The 17,625-nt window shown below is 73.0% G+C and carries 10 protein-coding genes; 8 read left to right on the plus strand and 2 right to left on the minus strand.

The genetic code is table 11. The features are described 5' to 3' along the window. Positions 1-5 precede the first annotated feature (5 nt). From ACFFRH_RS07350 to ACFFRH_RS07365, 4 genes are all read left to right on the plus strand, one after another. Complete coding sequence (locus ACFFRH_RS07350; protein WP_386155198.1) at positions 6-929, plus strand: DNA-3-methyladenine glycosylase family protein; 924 nt, start codon at positions 6-8, stop codon at positions 927-929. Between the two features lie 593 nt (positions 930-1,522). After that, positions 1,523-4,132 (plus strand): bifunctional FO biosynthesis protein CofGH, encoded by a 2,610-nt coding sequence (locus tag ACFFRH_RS07355; protein WP_386155200.1) that lies wholly within the window; start codon positions 1,523-1,525, stop codon positions 4,130-4,132. Positions 4,133-4,243: 111 nt separating this feature from the next. Next, entirely contained in the window at positions 4,244-5,974 is a 1,731-nt protein-coding gene (locus tag ACFFRH_RS07360; RefSeq protein WP_386155202.1) for a substrate-binding and VWA domain-containing protein, read from the plus strand. Between the two features lie 150 nt (positions 5,975-6,124). After that, the gene (locus tag ACFFRH_RS07365) at positions 6,125-6,985 is read left to right on the plus strand and encodes a tetratricopeptide repeat protein (protein WP_386155204.1); all 861 of its coding nucleotides are present in this window, start codon (positions 6,125-6,127) and stop codon (positions 6,983-6,985) included. Positions 6,986-7,093: 108 nt separating this feature from the next. Here ACFFRH_RS07365 and ACFFRH_RS07370 read toward each other — a convergent pair whose 3' ends face one another. Then, on the minus strand, positions 7,094-8,413 hold the full coding sequence (locus tag ACFFRH_RS07370; protein ID WP_386155206.1) for a coenzyme F420-0:L-glutamate ligase: 1,320 nt from the start codon (positions 8,411-8,413) through the stop codon (positions 7,094-7,096). Then, the gene (gene cofD, locus ACFFRH_RS07375; protein WP_386155208.1) at positions 8,410-9,483 is read right to left on the minus strand and encodes a 2-phospho-L-lactate transferase; all 1,074 of its coding nucleotides are present in this window, start codon (positions 9,481-9,483) and stop codon (positions 8,410-8,412) included. The genes ACFFRH_RS07370 and cofD overlap by 4 nt, the downstream gene beginning before the upstream one ends. A gap of 251 nt (positions 9,484-9,734) precedes the next feature. Between cofD and ACFFRH_RS07380 the strand changes: the two genes are divergently transcribed. The 4 genes from ACFFRH_RS07380 to ACFFRH_RS07395 all read left to right on the plus strand — a co-directional run bounded on the left by ACFFRH_RS07380 (position 9,735) and on the right by ACFFRH_RS07395 (position 17,489). Then, a complete protein-coding gene (locus ACFFRH_RS07380; RefSeq protein ID WP_386155210.1) occupies positions 9,735-12,359 on the plus strand; it encodes a hypothetical protein in 2,625 nt (874 codons plus the stop codon). A 228-nt stretch (positions 12,360-12,587) separates the two neighbouring features. Next, entirely contained in the window at positions 12,588-12,848 is a 261-nt protein-coding gene (locus tag ACFFRH_RS07385; RefSeq protein WP_037969494.1) for a WhiB family transcriptional regulator, read from the plus strand. A 346-nt stretch (positions 12,849-13,194) separates the two neighbouring features. After that, a complete protein-coding gene (locus tag ACFFRH_RS07390) occupies positions 13,195-16,077 on the plus strand; it encodes a glycosyltransferase (RefSeq protein WP_386155213.1) in 2,883 nt (960 codons plus the stop codon). Further along, complete coding sequence (locus ACFFRH_RS07395) at positions 16,074-17,489, plus strand: DUF5719 family protein (RefSeq protein ID WP_386155215.1); 1,416 nt, start codon at positions 16,074-16,076, stop codon at positions 17,487-17,489. The genes ACFFRH_RS07390 and ACFFRH_RS07395 overlap by 4 nt, the downstream gene beginning before the upstream one ends. Positions 17,490-17,625 lie beyond the last annotated feature (136 nt).

Here is a 17,625-nt window from a genome sequence, read left to right on the forward strand (position 1 = left end):
CCTTCGTGAGGGAACGTGAGTGGTGCCCACCGTGGCCGGTCGACCTGGCGCTGGCGCTCGATCCGCACCGGCGCGGGACCGGCGACCCCACCCTGAGGCCGGGGCCCGGCGGGGCCTTCTGGCGGACCTCACGGACTCCCGACGGGCCGGGGACGCTGCGCGTGGCCCTGGTCGGCGGCGGGGGCGGGGCGGGTGGCCGGGTGGCGGCCGCCGCGTGGGGGCCGGGCGCGGAGTGGATGCTGGAGACGCTTCCCTCGCTGCTCGGCGCCGGTGACGACGTGTCGGGGTTCGTTCCCGGGCACGACTGGCCGGAAGTCCTGCGGAACGCGGTGAGACGCTATCCGGGGCTCAGGATCGGCAGGACGTCGCGGGTGTTCGAGGCGCTGGTCCCGGCCGTACTGGAGCAGAAGGTGGTCTCCACCGAGGCGTGGCGGGCGTGGCGGTGGCTGCTGGGCCGCTACGGCGAGCCCGCGCCGGGTCCCGCGCCCGAGGGGATGAGGGTCTTCCCCGAGCCCGAGGTGTGGCGGTCGATCCCGTCGTGGGACTGGCACCGCGCGGGGGCGGAGGCGGTGCGGGCCCGTACGATCGCGAACGCCGCCCGGCACGCGGGGAAGCTGGAGGCGATCGAGGGCAGCGCCGACGCGGATCGGCTGCTGAGGGCGCTGCCCGGGGTCGGGGTGTGGACGTCCGCCGAGGTGCGCCAGCGCTCGCACGGCGACGCGGACGCCGTCTCGGTGGGCGACTTCCACCTGCCGTCGCTGGTCGGCTGGTCGCTCAGCGGTGAGCGGGTGGACGACGCGCGGATGCTGCGGCTGCTCGCTCCCTACCGGGGGCACCGGCACCGGGTCAGCCGGCTGCTGGGGTTGGGCGGTGTGCGGCCACCCGCTCGCGGGCCGCGAACGCCGGTGCGCGACTACCGGTCGTTCTGAGCGCTCCCTCGTCGGGGGAGGGTTCGTCGCGATGCCAGTCGAGGCTGTCGCGCGTGTCGGCGCCGATCAGCGGGGCGAGGACGGCGACGGCGACGACGGCGACGAGGACGACGAGAAACGTGATCATTTTCGGCTCCTGGAGGGTGGGGTCCGAGGGGATTTCCTCGGGGGATCCGGATGGGTTTCCCGCGGATGCGGGGTTTCCGGTCGATGTCTCTAATTTATGCATCTACAAGTATTTACGTCTATCGAGACTTGCTTGACCGCATGCTTTAGGAGATCTGAAGTGTTGGGCCTCCGGCTCGGCGACCTGGTAGGTCGCCGTCCGGTGGGTGGCCTGGCCCGCGGGAGGGCGCCCGCATGTGGCCCTGGGGGCGCGGGAGGGCGCCCGCATGTGGCCCTGGGGGCGCGGGAGGGCGTCCGCGCAGGGCTCCCGGGCTCGCGGGAAGGCGTCCGCGCAGGGCTCCCGGGCTCGCGGGAAGGCGTCCGCGCAGGGCTTCCGGGTTCGCGGGAAGGCGTCCGCGCAGGGTTCTCAGGCTCGCGGGAGGGCACCCGCCGCCCCGCATGTTCGTGTCGCGCCGTACTGTGCCGTCATGAGCGCTAACCCCACCGACAACGCGATGCGCCGGGCTCTGGCCAGGGCCCGCGACGGCAAAGCTCTCGATACCGCCGAAGCCACCGTCCTGTTGCACGCGCGGGACGAACATCTGGAGACCCTCCTCGACCACGCGGGGAGGGTGAGGGACGCGGGCCTGGAGGCCGTCGGACGGCAAGGGATCATCACCTACAGCCGCAAGGTCTTCATCCCCCTGACGCGGCTCTGCCGAGACCGCTGCGGATACTGCACGTTCGCCACCGCCCCGCACAAGCTGGAAAGCCTGTTCCTGAGCCCCGACGAGGTGCTGGAGATCGCCAGGCAGGGGGCGGCGATGGGGTGCAAGGAGGCGCTGTTCACCCTGGGCGACCGGCCGGAGGACCGCTGGCACCAGGCCCGCGAGTGGCTGGACGCGCACGGCTACGACGACACGCTGTCCTACGTCCGCGCGATGGCCGTCCGGGTGCTGGAGGAGACCGGGCTGCTGCCGCACCTGAACCCGGGCGTGATGACCTGGCAGGACCTGCAGCGGCTCAAGCCGGTCGCGCCCTCCATGGGCATGATGCTGGAGACGACCTCGCGGCGGCTCTTCGAGGAGAAGGGGCAGGCGCACCACGGCTCGCCCGACAAGGACCCCGCCGTGCGGCTGCGCGTGCTGGAGGACGCCGGGCGGACGAACGTGCCGTTCACCAGCGGCATCCTCATCGGCATCGGGGAGACGGTCGAGGACCGCGCCGAGTCGCTGTTCGCGTTGCGAAGGGTGGCGCGCGAGTACGGCGGCATCCAGGAGATCATCGTCCAGAACTTCCGCGCCAAGCCCGACACCGCGATGCGCGGCATGCCGGACGCCGACCTGCAGGAGCTGGCCGCCGCCATCGCGGTGACCAGGCTGGTGCTGGGGCCGAAGATGAGGGTGCAGGCCCCGCCGAACCTGGTCGACTCCGAGTACGAGCTGATGATCAGGGCGGGCATCGACGACTGGGGCGGCGTCTCGCCGCTCACGCCCGACCACGTCAACCCCGAGCGTCCCTGGCCGCAGATCGACGAACTCGCCGCCCGTACGGCCGCCGCCGGGTTCGCGCTGCGCGAGCGGCTCACCATCTACCCCGAGTTCGTGCTGGCCGGGGAGCCCTGGCTCGACCCGAGGCTCAACGCGCACGTGGCCGCCCTGGCGGACCCGGAGACCGGGCTCGCCCGCGAGGACGCGGTCCTGACCGGCCGCCCCTGGCAGGAGCCGGACGGCGGTTTCGTCTCCGTGGGCCGCGTCGACCTGCACACGGCCGTCGACACCGAGGGCCGCAGCGCCGACCGCCGCGACGACTTCGACAACGTGTACGGCGACTGGGAGGCCCTCAGGGAGCGCCTGCCCGCCGCCTCCTCGATCGTGCGGGGCGACGTGCGGGAGGCGCTGAGGCAGGCCGAGAGCGACCCGGCGGGGCTGAGCGACGCCCAGGCGCTCGTCCTGCTGGACCTCGCCGGGGACCAGAACGGCGTGGGCGCCGACGACGCCGCGCTGGACGAGCTCTGCCGGATCGCCGACGGCCTGCGCCGGGAGGCGGCCGGGGACGACGTCACCTACGTGGTGAACCGGAACATCAACTTCACCAACGTCTGCTACACCGGCTGCCGCTTCTGCGCCTTCGCGCAGCGCCGTACCGACGCCGACGCCTACACCCTCTCGCTGGAGCAGGTCGCCGACCGCGCCTGGGAGGGGTGGCAGGCCGGGGCGACCGAGGTGTGCATGCAGGGCGGCATCCACCCCGACATGCCCGGCACCGCGTACTTCGACATCGCCAGGGCGGTCAAGGCCCGGGTGCCGGAGATGCACGTCCACGCGTTCTCGCCGATGGAGGTCATCAACGGCGCCAGCCGTACCAACCTGTCCATCGAGGACTGGCTGGTCGCCGCGCGGGAGGCCGGTGTCGACTCGCTCCCCGGCACCGCGGCCGAGATCCTCGACGACGACGTCCGCTGGGTGCTGACCAAGGGCAAGCTGCCCACCAGGGAGTGGGTCGAGGTGATCTCCACCGCGCACCGGGTCGGCATCCCGACGACCTCCACGATGATGTACGGCCACGTCGACAACCACTCGCACTGGGTGCAGCACATCCGGCTGATCCGCCGCATCCAGGAGGAGACCGGCGGGTTCTCCGAGTTCGTGCTGCTGCCGTTCGTGCACCACAGCGCGCCCATCTACCTGGCCGGTATCGCCCGCCCCGGGCCGACGGCACGGGAGAACCGGGCCGTGCACGCGCTGGCCCGCGTGCTGCTGCACGGCGCGATCGCCAACATCCAGTGCTCGTGGGTGAAGCTCCAGGACGGGCTCTGCCGCGAGGTGCTGCTGGGCGGGGTGAACGACCTCGGCGGCACGCTGATGGAGGAGACGATCAGCAGGATGGCCGGGTCGGAGAACGGCTCGTTCAAGACCATCGGCGAGATCGAGGCGATGGTCGCCCCGACCGGGAGGCCGGTCCGGCAGCGGACCACCTCCTACGGCGCGCCGGACGCCGAGCGGGTGGCCGCGGCGAGGGCGAGCGACGGCGTCTGCCGCAGCGTCCGCCCCAACGCTCTCCCGCTGCTCTCCCTGGAGCCGTCGGCAAAATTATAACGAGTTCTACATCTGTCCGTCTTTCGCGAGAGGTTCGTGGGCACAATCATCATTCCCTTATAGCCGTATGTAGGGAGAGGTACGGGTTTGTCCTCCTCCGGTCGACACCGTGTGGCCGCCGGCATCGCGCGGCGCCGGCGGCAGGCCCGTCTGCGCCTGTCGCTGGCGGCCGTCGCGATCGCGGTCGCCCTGGTGGGCGGTGTCGCCCTGGTGTCCGGCCGGGTGGGCGACTCGTGCTCGGCCCGCGACCCGGTGCTGGTCGGCGTCGCCGCCGCCGTCGACATCGCCCCGGTCGTGATGGAGGCGGCGGGGCGGTTCAACCGGAGCCGGACGGGCGTCGACGGCCGGTGCGTGCTGGTGCAGGTGACCGAGCAGCCGCCCGCCACCGTGCTGCGGACCCTGCTGGGCGGCACCGCGGGGGTGCTCGGCAGCCGCCCCGACGGCTGGATCTCCGACTCCTCGGCCTGGATCCGCCTCGCCCGCAAGCAGGGGGCCGCGGACCTGGCCGGGACCGAGACCGTCGTGGCGACCTCGCCCCTGGTCTTCGCCACCCGCAAGTCCCTCGCCCGGCGCTTCGCCATGGGCAGTACCGACATGAACTGGCGGATGGTCTTCCCCGCGACCACCCGCGGCCGGATCAGGCCGAACGAGAACGAGCCCGACGTGGTCCGCGTCCCCGACCCGTCGCTCGCGGGGGCCGGGATCGCCACCGTGGCCGCGGCCAGGGACGTGGTCGGCAGCGGCCCCGAGGCCGACCGGGCGCTCACCGCGTTCGTGCGCTGGGCGCAGGCGGGGTCGGCGCCCGACTACCGGAGCATGCTCGCCACCGTCGACGACCGCTCCTTCTGGAAGCGGCCGGTGGTGATCGTGCCGGAGTCGGCGGTGTGGGCGCACAACCGCCTGCCGTCCGACGACCCGGTGGTCGCCCTGCACCCCCGCGAGGGGACGATCAACCTCGACTACCCGTACGTGGTCACCTCCTCCGACGAGACGAAGGCGAGCGGGTCGCGGGCCTTCGCCGCCTGGCTGCGCTCCGCCGAGACCCGGGAGGGGGCCCGCAGGGCGGGTTTCCGCTCGGCCGACGGCTCCCTGGGCCCGTACTCACCCGGCCCCGAGATCCCCACCGAGGCGCCCCGAACCCGTCCGACCATCCTGCCCGCCATGATCGACGAGGCGCTGGAGGCGTGGAGCAGGCTCGCCCCGCCGACCAACATCCTGGTGATGGCCGACACCGGCAGGCACATGGCGGAGCCGATCAGGGGCCGGAAGGGGAGGAACAGGCTCGCCGTCGCCCTGGAGGCCGCCAGGCTCGGCCTGCAGCTCTTCCCCGACTCCACCCACATGGGCCTGTGGGACTTCTCCTCGGCCAAGGGCGAGGACCAGCGCGAGCGGGTGAGCATCGGCCCGGTCGTCGAGCCCGACGGCGGGCAGGTCGTCCGGCGCGGCCGCCTGGAGGAGCTGACCCGCACCCTGCGCGCCTCCCCCAAGGAGCCCAGCGCCCTGTACGACTCGATCCTCGCCGGGTTCCGGGAGATGACCAAGGTCTACGACGAGGAGATGAACAACACCCTGGTCGTCATCACGGCCGGGAAGGACGACGGCAAGGGGATCTCGGGCGCCGACCTGGTACGGGCGCTGCGCGAGGAGTGGGACCCCGAGGCGCCGGTCCAGGTCGTCGTCCTCGCCTTCGGCACCGACCTCGACCGCGCCGCCCTCACCCAGGTCACCTCCGTCACCAACGGCTCCCTGCACGTCGCCCAGGGGCCGGAGGAGATCATCGACGTCTTCCTGTCCGCCCTCGCCAGGCGGCTGTGCCACCCCACCTGCCGCACTCCCGCCTGAGCCCTGCCGCACTCCCGCCTGAGCCCTGCCGCACTCCCGCCTGAGCGTCGCTCGTCTCGCTCGCGACCAGGTAGGCATGATGAAATGTGCTGTCTTATCGGGGCGTACCGCCTACGATCGCTGGATGATCTAGAGAGAGAGGGCGGGCGTGTGAGCGAGGCGAGTCGAGGGGGCGGCGGGCAGCGGCGCAGGCTGCTCATCGAGCGTGCCAAGACCTACACGGAGATGGAGCGCTTCGAGGAGGCGGCCGCGGACCTGACCGAGGTGCTCGGCCTCGATCCCGGCGACGACATCGCGTGGGCCAACCGGGGTGAGCTGTACCGGAGGATGCGGCGGTTCGAGGAGGCCCTCGCCGACTTCGACCGCGCGATCGAGATCGACCCCGAGTACGCGTTCGCGATCGGCAGCCGGGGTCAGGCGTACGCGGCGCTCGGCCGGTCCGCCGAGGCCCTGGCCGACTTCGACCGCGCGATCGAGCTCACCCCGGACCAGGTCTGGCTCCTCGGCGACAGGGCGAGGCTGCTGCGACGGCTCGAACGGTACGACGACGCGGAGACCGACCTGATGCGGGCGATAATGATCGCCCCCGAGGACGCCGACCTGTACAACGCCCGCGGTGACCTGTACTACCAGATGGACCGCTACGCGGACGCGCTCACTGACTTCTCCCACGCCCTGAGCCTGGAGCCGAACAACGTCTGGGCGCTCGTCTCGCGCGGGGAGACGCACCGCATGATGGACGCGTTCGACGAGGCGCTCGGAGACCTGAACCACGCCCTCCAGCTGGAGGCCGACAACGACCGCGCCCTCGCGAGCCGCGGGGCGGTCCTGCACGAGCTCGGGCGGAACGAGGAGTCGGTGGCCGATCTCAGCAGGGCGATCGAGATCGACCCCGAGTACACCTGGGCCTACATCCGCAGGGGCGAGGTCCTGCGCTCCCTCGGCCGCTACGAGGACTCGCTCGTCGACATCAACCGGGCGATGGAACTCGACGCGAACGGGGAGGACTGACCCGGCCGGGACCGGGTCCCGACAGGGTTCGAACGGCTTCGTACTGGGCCGAACGGCGGGACCAGGCCCCCGACGGGTCCGGCGGACGACGGTGAGGACGACGAGGTCCTAGCGGACGACGACGAAGTCCTCCGCCCGCCTGGGGGCGCGGTCCCTGGGCGGGGCGGCGGGGTGGCCGATGGCGACGGCACCCATCGGGTCCCAGCCCGCGGGCAGGTCGAGGACCTCGCGGACCACGTCGCGGCAGAACATGGTGGACGACACCCAGGCCGACCCCAGGCCCTCCACCGCGAGCTGGACCAGGAAGTTCTGTACCCCCGCACCGGTCGCGACCACGAACATCTCCCGTTCGGCCGCGTTGCGCCGGTCGTCCCGGTAGGTGTGCGAGCCGTCCATCGCCAGGCAGGGCACCGCCAGGTACGGGGCCGCGCGCAGCACGTCGCCCCGCCTGACCCTCTTGACGATCGACTCCTCCGAGAAGCCGTCACCGCGCAGGTCGGCGATCCAGGCCTCCCGCATGGCGTCGAGCAGCTTCTCGCGGGTCCCGGCGGACTCCAGCAGGACGAACCGCCACGGGGTGGTGTGGTGCGGGGCGGGCGCGGCGATCGCGGCGTCGACCGCCCTGCGGACCTTCGCGCCGTCCACGGGCTCCGCGGAGAACTCGCGGACGGTCCTGCGGGCGAAGAGCACGTCGCGAGAGCCGTAGCGGAACATGTCGTCGGCGGACGGGCGGAGCAGCTCGCCGACCCCCGGCCCGTCGTCCTCCGTGGTGTACTCCGCCAGACCTCTGATCACCGCCACCGGGGTCTGCGCGACCTTCCCCTTGACCAGGTCCGCGGCGGCCGCGAACTCGTCGGCGACCGCGGTCAGGGTGACCTCCAGCGCGTTGCCGTGGTCGTCGGACATGCCCCGGTAGTCGAGCGCGGGGGTCACCCCCGCGAGGCCGACGGCCATGTCGGTCTGGCCGTTGCGCCACGGGCGGCCGAAGGTGTCGGAGACGACCACGCCGACCGACACGCCGAGCAGCTCCCTGACGCGCGCCCGTACGGCCGAGGCGGAGGCGTCCGGGTCGGCGGGCAGCAGGACGACCGTGCCGGGGCGGGTGTTGGAGGCGTCGACCCCGGCGGCGGCCATGACGAACCCGTGCGCCGTCTCGGCGATCACGGTCTCACCCCTGCGGGCGACCACCCGCCTCGTCTCCGCGCCGACCGCCTCGGCGCGGCTCACGCCGCGCAGCACCCGGCCCTCGGCCTTGCTGGAGATCTTCGAGGTGACCACGAGGATGTCGCCGTCGCGCAGGTCCGGCATGGCCGTGGCGATCAGCTCCCCGACGTCGTCGCCCTCGCGCACCTCGGGGATGCCGGGGACGGGGAAGATCTCCAGCCTCATGTCGGCGGGCTCCTGCAGCCCGCGCCTGATCCGGCTCATCGCACGCCCTCCTCACGGGCCGGGCCGGTCTCCCCGGTACGCGACTCGTGCGGCGCCGATTCGCGTGGCGCCGATTCGCGTGGCGCCGACTCGTGGGGCGCCGACTCGTGGGGCGCCGGAGAGCCGGTGTCCCGGCCCGCGAGCCGTACGGCCATGTCCAGGGCGGCGCGGGCGATGGCGGCGGCGGACTCGACGTCGTGCATGATCAGCGGGCGGGCCTCGACGTCGACGCCGGCGAGGGCCACCCCGGCGTCCTCCTCCGCGACCAGCCAGCCGTCCACCAGCGGCGATCCGTACAGTTCCAGGACCGCCTGCGCGGTGGTCTCCACGCCGATCGCGGTCAGGCAGGCGTCGGCCATGCCCCGGACGGGGGCGCCGCCGACGATGGGCGAGACGCCGACGACGGTCTTGCCCTCCAGGGCCTCGCGGATGCCCTTGATCTGCAGGATCGTGCCGATGCTGACGACCGGGTTGGACGGCGGGAGGATGACCGCGTCGGCGGCGGCGACGGCCTCCAGCACGCCGGGGGCGGGGGAGGCCTCGTCCGCGCCGACCAGGATGATCTGCTCGGCCGGGACCGAGGCGCGCAGCCGCACCCACCACTCCTGGAAGTGGACGGCGCGACGGCCCCGCTCGTCGGAGATGACCACGTGGGTCTCGGTCCTGTCGTCGCTCATCGGGATCAGGCGTACGCCCGGCCGCCAGCGGGCGCACAGCGCCTCGGTGACCGCGGACAGGGGATATCCGGCGTCGAGCATCTGGGTGCGAACGATGTGGGTGGCGAAGTCGCGGTCGCCGAGGCCGAACCACTGCGGTTCGACGCCGTAGGCGGCCAGCTCCTCCTTGACGACGTGCGACTCCTGCCGCCGTCCCCAGCCCTGCTCCTCGTCGATGCCGCCGCCCAGCGTGTACATCACGGTGTCGAGGTCGGGGCAGACCCGCAGGCCGTAGAGGCTGATGTCGTCACCGGTGTTGCCGATGACGGTGATCTCGGAATCGGGGGCCGCGGTGAGGAGGCCCCGCAGGAAACGGGCGCCGCCGATGCCGCCGGCGAGGGACACGATGCGCATGCCGTCCAGTGTTCCACTAGGTCACCGAGCCTGACGGCGGGGTGTCCGCGGGCGGTTCACAGTAGTCTTTTCATGATCGTTATGGGAGGTGTTCGCCCTGGCCGGATCGCCCGATTGGCCGCCCGATATGTGGCCTTATAGGGTGTAATGGAGTACTTATGAGACTGGTGGGCTTCCTGGGACCACCGGCAACAAAGTCAGCCATGTGCAAAACTGACCCGGGTTTACCTAAAGACCCTATGGGGGTAGTTGTGATCAATGTCGAGGCAGTCCGGCTCCGGGAACCGGCGGCGTGGCTCATGGTCGCCGTCGCGTCCGCGAGCGTTCTCGTCGGCATCGAGCGCCTGCTGGTCGGGGGCGGTTCGTCCTCCTTCGCCGAGCGCGCGGCGGACTCCCTGGGGCGGCTCACCTCGCCGGTCGTTCCCGCCCTGCTCGTCGGCGGCGTGCTGCTGGCGACCAACCTCGGCCCGGTGATCCAGCGGCTGAAGGTGATGGCCCTCGTGGTGGCCGGCACGCTCGGCCTCTCCGTCTTGTTCGGCCTGGTCGGCCTGGTGAGCGGGTTGTTCGGCGGGGTCGAGGGTTTCCTGCGGAAGGTCGAGTTCCTTCTCGTCAACCTGCCCGCCCTCGCGCTGGCCGCGGTCGCGCTGCTGTACGTGCTGCCGAAGGCGGTCCCCGCGGGCTCACGGGCCGGTGCCTTCCACGAGGACGGCGGCTTCGGCCGCTCCCCGGAGCAGCAGCGGGACCAGCGGTACGACGCCTACGGGCGCCCGCCCGTTCCCCCGCAGTTCCAGGAGCACCCGCAGGGTCCGGGTCCGCAGGGTCCTCAAGGCCCTCAGGGCGCGTACCCCCACCCCCAGGGCGCCCAGGGCCCCCAGGCTCAGCAGGGCCCTCAGGGCCCCGGTCCGCAGGGTGCGCAGGGTCCGCAGCAGATGCCCCAGCAGGGCGTTCACCATCCGCAGGACCAGGGGCCGCAGGGTGGCCACGGTCACCCGCAGGAGGCTCCGCCCGTCCCGGCGCCGCAGCCCCCGTACAACCGTCCCGCGCTCCCGCCCGCGCCCGCGCACAGCTCCGCCGGGGCCGCCGAGGAGTACGGCCGGCAGGCGCCCTCCCACGCGCCGCCCGTCCCGCAGACCGGTGACGGATACGCCCAGGCCCCCTACGCGCCGCCCGCCGAGAACCAGCCGTACGCCCCCCAGGCCGATCCCTACCCGCGGCCGGAGTCCCAGGGACAGGGGCAGGGACAGGGATACGCGCAGCCGGAGCCGCAGAGCCACCCGCAGTCCGTTCCGCAGCCGTCGCAGCCCGCCGCCCCGGCCGCGAGCTACACCCCGAGCCCCTACGTCGCGGCGGACGTCCAGCCCCCGGCCCCGTCGAAGCCGTACGACCCGCCGGCCGCGGCCTACGACCCGCCGGCCGCGGCCTACGACCCGCCGGCCGCGGCCTACGACCCGCCGGTCTACGCCGCGCCGGTGGAGCCGCAGGCCCAGACGGAACCCCGGCTGCCGAGCTACCCCCAGTTCCCCGAGTCCTCGTCGTACGGGCAGCCCGACTCGTCGTACGGGCAGTCCGAGTCTTCGTCGTACGGGCAGCCGGAGTCGCAGGGCTTCGGCCAGCAGGCCGACCCCCCTGTCTCCCCGGCCCCTCCGGCCTCCCAGGCTTCCCAGGGCTCCCCGGCTTCCCCGGCGTACGGCCAGGAGCCGCAGTCGTCGGGTTCCGGGCGGCACTCCAGCCCCCGGCTGCCGAGCTACTCCCAGTACTCGGAGCAGTACTCGGACTCCTCGTCGTACGGGCAGTCCGAGTCTTCGTCGTACGGGCAGCCGGAGTCGCAGGGCTTCGGCCAGCAGGCCGACTCCTCGTACGGCCAGCGCTCGGACCGGCCGCAGCCCGAGTATGGGCAGAGCTCGGACCGGCCGCAGTCCGACTACGGGCAGAGCGCCTCTTCCGGGCAGTTCGACCCGCTCTTCGGCCAGCAGGCCGAGTCCCCGGCCTCTCCGGTGTCCCCGGCGTACGGGCAGGAGTCGCAGGCGCCGGGTTCCCGGCGGCAGCCCGAGCAGCAGGGATACCAGCAGCCGGAGCCGCAGGCCGACCCGCTGGGCTACCAGCGGTCCGAGGCCCAGGGCTTCGGCAGGCAGCCGGAGCCGCAGGGCTTCGGGCAGCAGGAGGCGCAGCCGTCCGGGTACGGTCACCAGCCCGAGCAGCAGGCCCCCGCGTCCTACCCGCCGGCCGACGGACGTCAGGGCCAGCCGCTCGACGCCCAGCCGCGCCCGCCGTTCGACGGCCGGCCGCCGCAGTCCTTCCCGCAGCCCCCGGAGAACTACGGCCAGCCGTTCAGCGGTTACTCCGGCGCGGAGTTCGGCCGCCAGGCCGAGCAGGGCCCGTCCTACTCCGCGCCCGACCCGGTGGACCTCAGGTCCCAGCAGATGGCCCAGGCCTACCAGCAGGCGGAGAGCTACCAGCAGCAGGCCCAGCAGGGCGGCACCGAGCCTCAGCCGCGTGTCCCCGAGTACGGCTCCCCGGGCTACGAAGGCCCGTTCGGGCACCCGCAGACCCCTCAGGCCCCGCAGAATCCCCAGCCTCCCGCGCGGAACCCGCAGGCCCCGCAGACGCCGCCGTACCAGTCCCACCAGTGGGACCCCCAGTCGGAGGCGACGCTCCGCTTCGACCCGAACGCCTATCAGGGGGACCCGCTGAGCGGCCCCGCGCCCGCGCCCGTCCCCAGGACCTGGGACTCGCAGCCGATAGATCCCACGGCGATCTACAAGCCCGAACAACGCCCAGGTCAGGTCACGGATGAGGAAACCCCGGATAGAGAGAGGGTGGGCCCCGGTCAGGATCAGAACATGTCCTGGTACGGTTCCGACCGCCGAGAGCACTGAGCCCCTGGCGGTCGAAGCGATCACCTGGTGCAATTGCCGTCGTGGCAGGCACACGACCCACAACCGGGGAGAGCAGGTCTTTCCCCGGATACCAGCATGCCGCTTGACGCCACACCGGGCACGCGCGTGTAATTACACACGTGTTGTTACGCCTTCCTCTGGGTGGGTAAGGGGGAGGCGTTCATAGGGGGGCTCCAATTTTGCGGGCGTGCGGCAGGGAGGTGTGCAGTGGCCGACCTGGTCATCGCACAGGAGAGCATCGCTGAAGAGCAGCTTGGCTGGCAGGAGCGCGCCTTGTGCGCGCAGACCGACCCGGAGGCGTTCTTCCCGGAGAAGGGAGGGTCCACCCGAGAGGCCAAGAAGGTTTGCCGCTCCTGCGAGGTGCGTGCCGAGTGTCTTGAGTACGCACTTGAGCATGACGAGCGGTTTGGAATCTGGGGTGGGTTGTCGGAGCGTGAACGCCGCCGGATCAAGCGCGAGGCGGTCTGAGCCGTCCGCGACCGGATGGCCGGAAGGCTTGAGCGCTCCGGGATCCGGACAGTCCGGACGTCCGAGCACTGATGAACACTATTAACACCACGAACACCGATTGCCACGAACACGATGAACACCGGTCGACATCGACGGACACCGAAGACGTGCCGAAGACGGTCGAGCGGTCTGGCGAAGATATGTGACGCCTCTCCGAGGCGCTTGACGAATATGTCCACGGGGTCACGTGACCGTCGGTCGCGTGACCCTTTTTTCGTGCGCGCGACCAGGTGTAAGACATAGGCAGACAGAGGGTGCCGTATCGTTGTCGCGCCGATCACCACCACTCCTGAACACGGGACGTATGTCCATCACCGACCCCCCGCACCCCCAGCGCCCCCAGCACACCGTCACCGCGATCGTCGTCTCCCACGACGGATCCCGCTGGCTGGGGGAGACCCTGGAAGCCCTGCTCAGGCAGACCCGCCCGGTGGACCGGGCCGTCGGGGTCGACAACGGCAGCAGGGACGGCAGCGCCGCGCTGCTGACCGAGGCCCTCGGCGCCAGGGCGGTGCTCACCCTGCCGCGCTCGACCGGCTTCGGCGAGGCCGTCGCCGAGGTCCTCGACCGGCTCGGCCCCGGCGGTGGCCGGGAGTGGATCTGGCTGCTGCACGACGACTGCGCCCCGGACGTCCACGCCCTGCGGCTCCTGCTCGAGGCCGCCGACGAGGACCCCAAGGCGGCGGTGCTCGGCCCCAAGCTCCGCGACTGGCTCGACCGGCGGCTCCTGCTGGAGGTCGGCGTCACCGTCGACCGCACCGGCCGCAGGGACACCGGCCTGGAGCCCCGCGAGTTCGACCAGGGGCAGTACGACGGGACCAGGGACGTGCTCTCGGTCTCCACCGCGGGCATGCTGATCCGCAGGGACGTCTGGGAGGAGGTCGGCGGGCTCGACCCCGCGCTGCCGCTGTTCCGCGACGACCTCGACCTGTGCTGGCGCGTCAGGACCGCCGGATACCGCGTGCAGAACGTCACCCGGGCGGTCGCCTGGCACGCCGAGGCCGCCACCCGGAGGCGGCGCCGCATCACCGCGAGCGGTGACCACCCCCGCCGCCTGGACCGCCGCAACGCCCTCTTCGTCGTCATGGCGAACCTGCCCGCCCGCCCGCTGCTATGGGCGCTGGTGCGCAACGCGTTCGGGTCGATCTTCCGCACGGTGCTGTTCCTGGTGGCCAAGCAGCCCGCCAACGCGCTGGACGAGTTCCTCGCGTTCGGCTCGGTCTTCGGCCACCCCATCCGGATGATCAAGGCCCGGCGGGCGCGTGCCAAGGGCAGGCGGCAGGCGTACGCGGCGGTCAGCAGGCTGCTCACCCCGTCAGGCGCCGGTTACCGGCGGCTCGTCGACCGGGTGCAGAGCTACCTGGCCGGGGGCGGGTTCGTGGAGTCCGCGGGACGCCACCACGCCGTGACCGCCTCGCCGAACGCGCAGGAGGACGGCGAGGAGCTGCTCACCGACGCCGGGGTGATGCAGCGCGTCTTCGGCAACCCCGGCGTCCTGCTCTTCCTGGCGCTCACCGTGGTCACGCTGGTCGCCGAGCGCGCGGTGACGGGCGGCGCCAGGCTGGGCGGCGGGGCGCTCGTCCCGGTGATCGGCGGGGCCTCCGACCTGTGGGACCTCTACCGCGAGAGCTACCACCAGGTGGGCCTGGGCACCGACGCGTGGACCCCGCCCTACGTGGCCGTGCTCGCCGTGCTCTCCACGCTGCTGTTCGGCAAGACGTGGCTCGCGGTGTCGCTGCTGCTGCTCGGCTGCGTGCCGCTGGCGGGGATCTCCGCGTACGCTGCCACCCGGTCGATGATCCCCGGCCGCTGGACCCGGGTCTGGCTGGCCTCCTCGTACGCCCTGTTGCCGGTCGCCACCGGCGCGGTCGCCGCGGGGCGGCTCGGTACCGCGGTGGTCTTCGTGCTGCTGCCCGTCTACGCGGCGCTCGCCACCACGGTGCTCACCGGGGAGCGCCGCCGCGCCCGCCGGGCGGCCTGGGGCCTGGGGCTCCTGCTGGCCGTCGGCACGGCCTTCGCCCCGCTGGTCTATCCGCTGACCGCGATCCTCGGCGCGCTGGCGGCGCTGGCCTTCCCGCGCAGGGGCGTCGCGGTCTCGATGCTCGTGGCGTTCGCCGTCCCGGTCGTCCTGCTGTTCCCCTGGATGGCCCAGGTGGTCGCCGACCCGGGGCAGCTCCTGCTGGAGGCCGGGCTGCACCAGCCCACGCTGGTCGACCCCGGGCTGCCCGCCGGGTCGCTGCTGCTGCTCAGCCCCGGCGGCCCCGGCCTGCCGCCGCTCTGGGTGACCGGCGGCCTGCTCGCCGCCTGCCTGCTCGCGCTGCTGATGCGCCGCAACCGGATGGTCATCGCGGTCGGCTGGGGCGTCGCGCTCTTCGGCGTGCTGGTGGCGATCCTGGTGAGCAGGACCACCGTCACCTCGATCAACGGCGACGTCGAGGCCCCCGCCTGGCCGGGCGTGCCGCTCGCCTTCGCCGCCACCGGCATGCTCGTGGTGGCCGCCCTCACCGCCGACAGGGTCGTGGAGTTCCGGGAGGCCGGGGGCCTGCGCAGGCTCGCCGCGTTCGGCGTCGTGCTGGTCGCGTTCTCCACGCCGCTGCTCGCCGCGGGCATGTGGATCGCCAAGGGCGTGGACGGCCCGCTCCGCGGGACCGTACGCGACGTCGTGCCCGCCCTCGCCGCGGAGAACTCCGCGGGCGGCGAGCGGACCCTGCTGCTGCGCGCCTCGCCGGGCGGTCTGCTCTTCACCGTGCTGCGCGGGCGCACCCCGGTGATCGGCGAGGCCGACATCCCTGTCCCCGACGGTCCCAGGGAGCTGGTCCGGGTCGCCGCGGCCGGGCTGGTGTCCGGCAGGGGCGGTGACGACGCCCGGGTCCTCGCCGCCCACGGCGTGCGGTTCGTCGTGGTGACCGCGCCCGTCGACCCGGAGATCAGCCACGCGCTCGACTCGCAGCCCTCGCTCGCGAGGATGAGCCTGTCCCGTTCGGTCGGCGTGTGGCGGCTCACCCAGCCGGTCGCCCTTCCCGTCACCCCGCCCGGCGACCCCTGGCACGGCCGCTGGCTCTGGGCCCAGGCCGTGCTGGTGCTGATCGTCTCGGTCCTGGCCGCGCCGGGGTCACGCGCCGAGTCCGACGAGCCCGCCATCGCCCAGGACCTGTCCGAGCCTCGCAGAGAGCTGGCCGCCCGGTGAAATCCCTGATCGAGAACCGGTTCAGCCTGCTGGTGCTGGTCCTGGTGGCCCTGCTCGCCCTGTACGGGGTGGCCTACGCCACCCAGCCGCCGGCCGTCACCGCCCCCGCGCCGGGGTTCGAGAGGGTGCCCGTCGCCTCGGTGACGGCCGTCTGCCCGGCGCCGGGCGACACCTCCGTCGGCGTGGTCGCCCCGCCCGGCAGCCGGGAGCCGGGCTCCGCGACGCTCGTCACCGGGGACAAGACCCTGGCCACCGTCGACGCCCCCGGCCGTCTCTGGCACGACGAGGTGCCGGCCTCCTCGCCGCCCCTCGTCGTCGCGGCCGACGGGAGCATGGCCGCGGGCCTGGAGGTGGCGCAGACCCGCCGGGAGAAGTCGGGGAAGCAGCGGGGACTGGCCGGGACGCGCTGTGCCGAGCCGGTGGCGAGCACCTGGCTGATCGGGCCGGGACCGGCCGCGGCGGACGTCACGCTGTACCTGACCAATGCCGACCTCGCCCCGGCCATCGCGGAGATCATGGTCTACACGGGTGAGGGCCCGGTGTTCGACGACACCGGTGGCGTGTTCACCCTCAAGCCGGGGCAGAGCCGCACGATCAAGGTCCTGGATCTCGCGCCCTCGGCGCTCGTCCTGGCGATCCAGGTCCGTACCAGCTCGGGGCGGGTCACCGCCGCGGCGCGGGCGCTCATGAACGACGGGCGAGGCGTGGACTGGTTGCCGGTCTCGGCCGCCCCCGCCACCCGCGTCGTCGTGCCGGGCATCCCCGGCGGGGGCGGGAAGCGCGAGCTGCTCGTCGCCTCCGCGGAGGAGGTGGACACGCTGGTGGAGGTCAAGGCCCTCACCCCCGAGGGGGCGTACGCGCTTGAGGGCCGCGAGCTCGTCGAGGTGCCCGCGGGTTCCGTCGCCGCCGTCGACCTCTCCAGCGGGATCGGCGGCCAGCCGTCCGCGCTGGTGCTCACCTCGGAGACCCCGATCGTCGCCGGGCTCGTCGCCACCGGCACCGGTTCGAAGACCGACGTGGCCTTCACCGCCGGAGCGGTCCCCATCGACCTGGGCAGCGTCGTCGCCGACAACCGCGCGGGCGGCAAGATGGAGTCCCGGCTGCTGCTGACCGCGCCGGACGCGCCGGGCGCGGTGAGCGTGCAGGTGGTTTCGCGCGAGGGCGAGCCGGGTGAGCCGTTCGAGGTGGAGGTCCCCGCCTCGCGGACCAAGCAGGTCACGCTCAAGAAGGTGGACGGGCCCTTCGCGGTGGTCGTGCAGCCGCTGCCCGGCTCGGGGCCGGTCTACGGCGGGCGTGTCATGGAGGAGCGGCTCAAGGGCGGGCCGGCGCTGACCGTGCAGCCGCTCGCCCCCGCCCGCATGTGGGCGCTGGTCCCGCCGATCGCCGAGTCCGCCGCGACCGTCCTGCCCTGAGGCCCTGAGGCCGTGAGGTCTTGAGGCTGTGAGGGCGTGGGGCCGTGAGGCCCCGGCCCCGGAGATCGAGGGACGGCCGGACCGCCAGGTCGCCCTGGTCGCGGCGGGTCAGGCGTGGTCGCGTCGGGAGGCGGCG

The sequence above is a fragment of the Streptosporangium vulgare genome (assembly GCF_042428775.1).
GTDB classification, from domain to species: domain Bacteria; phylum Actinomycetota; class Actinomycetes; order Streptosporangiales; family Streptosporangiaceae; genus Streptosporangium; species Streptosporangium vulgare.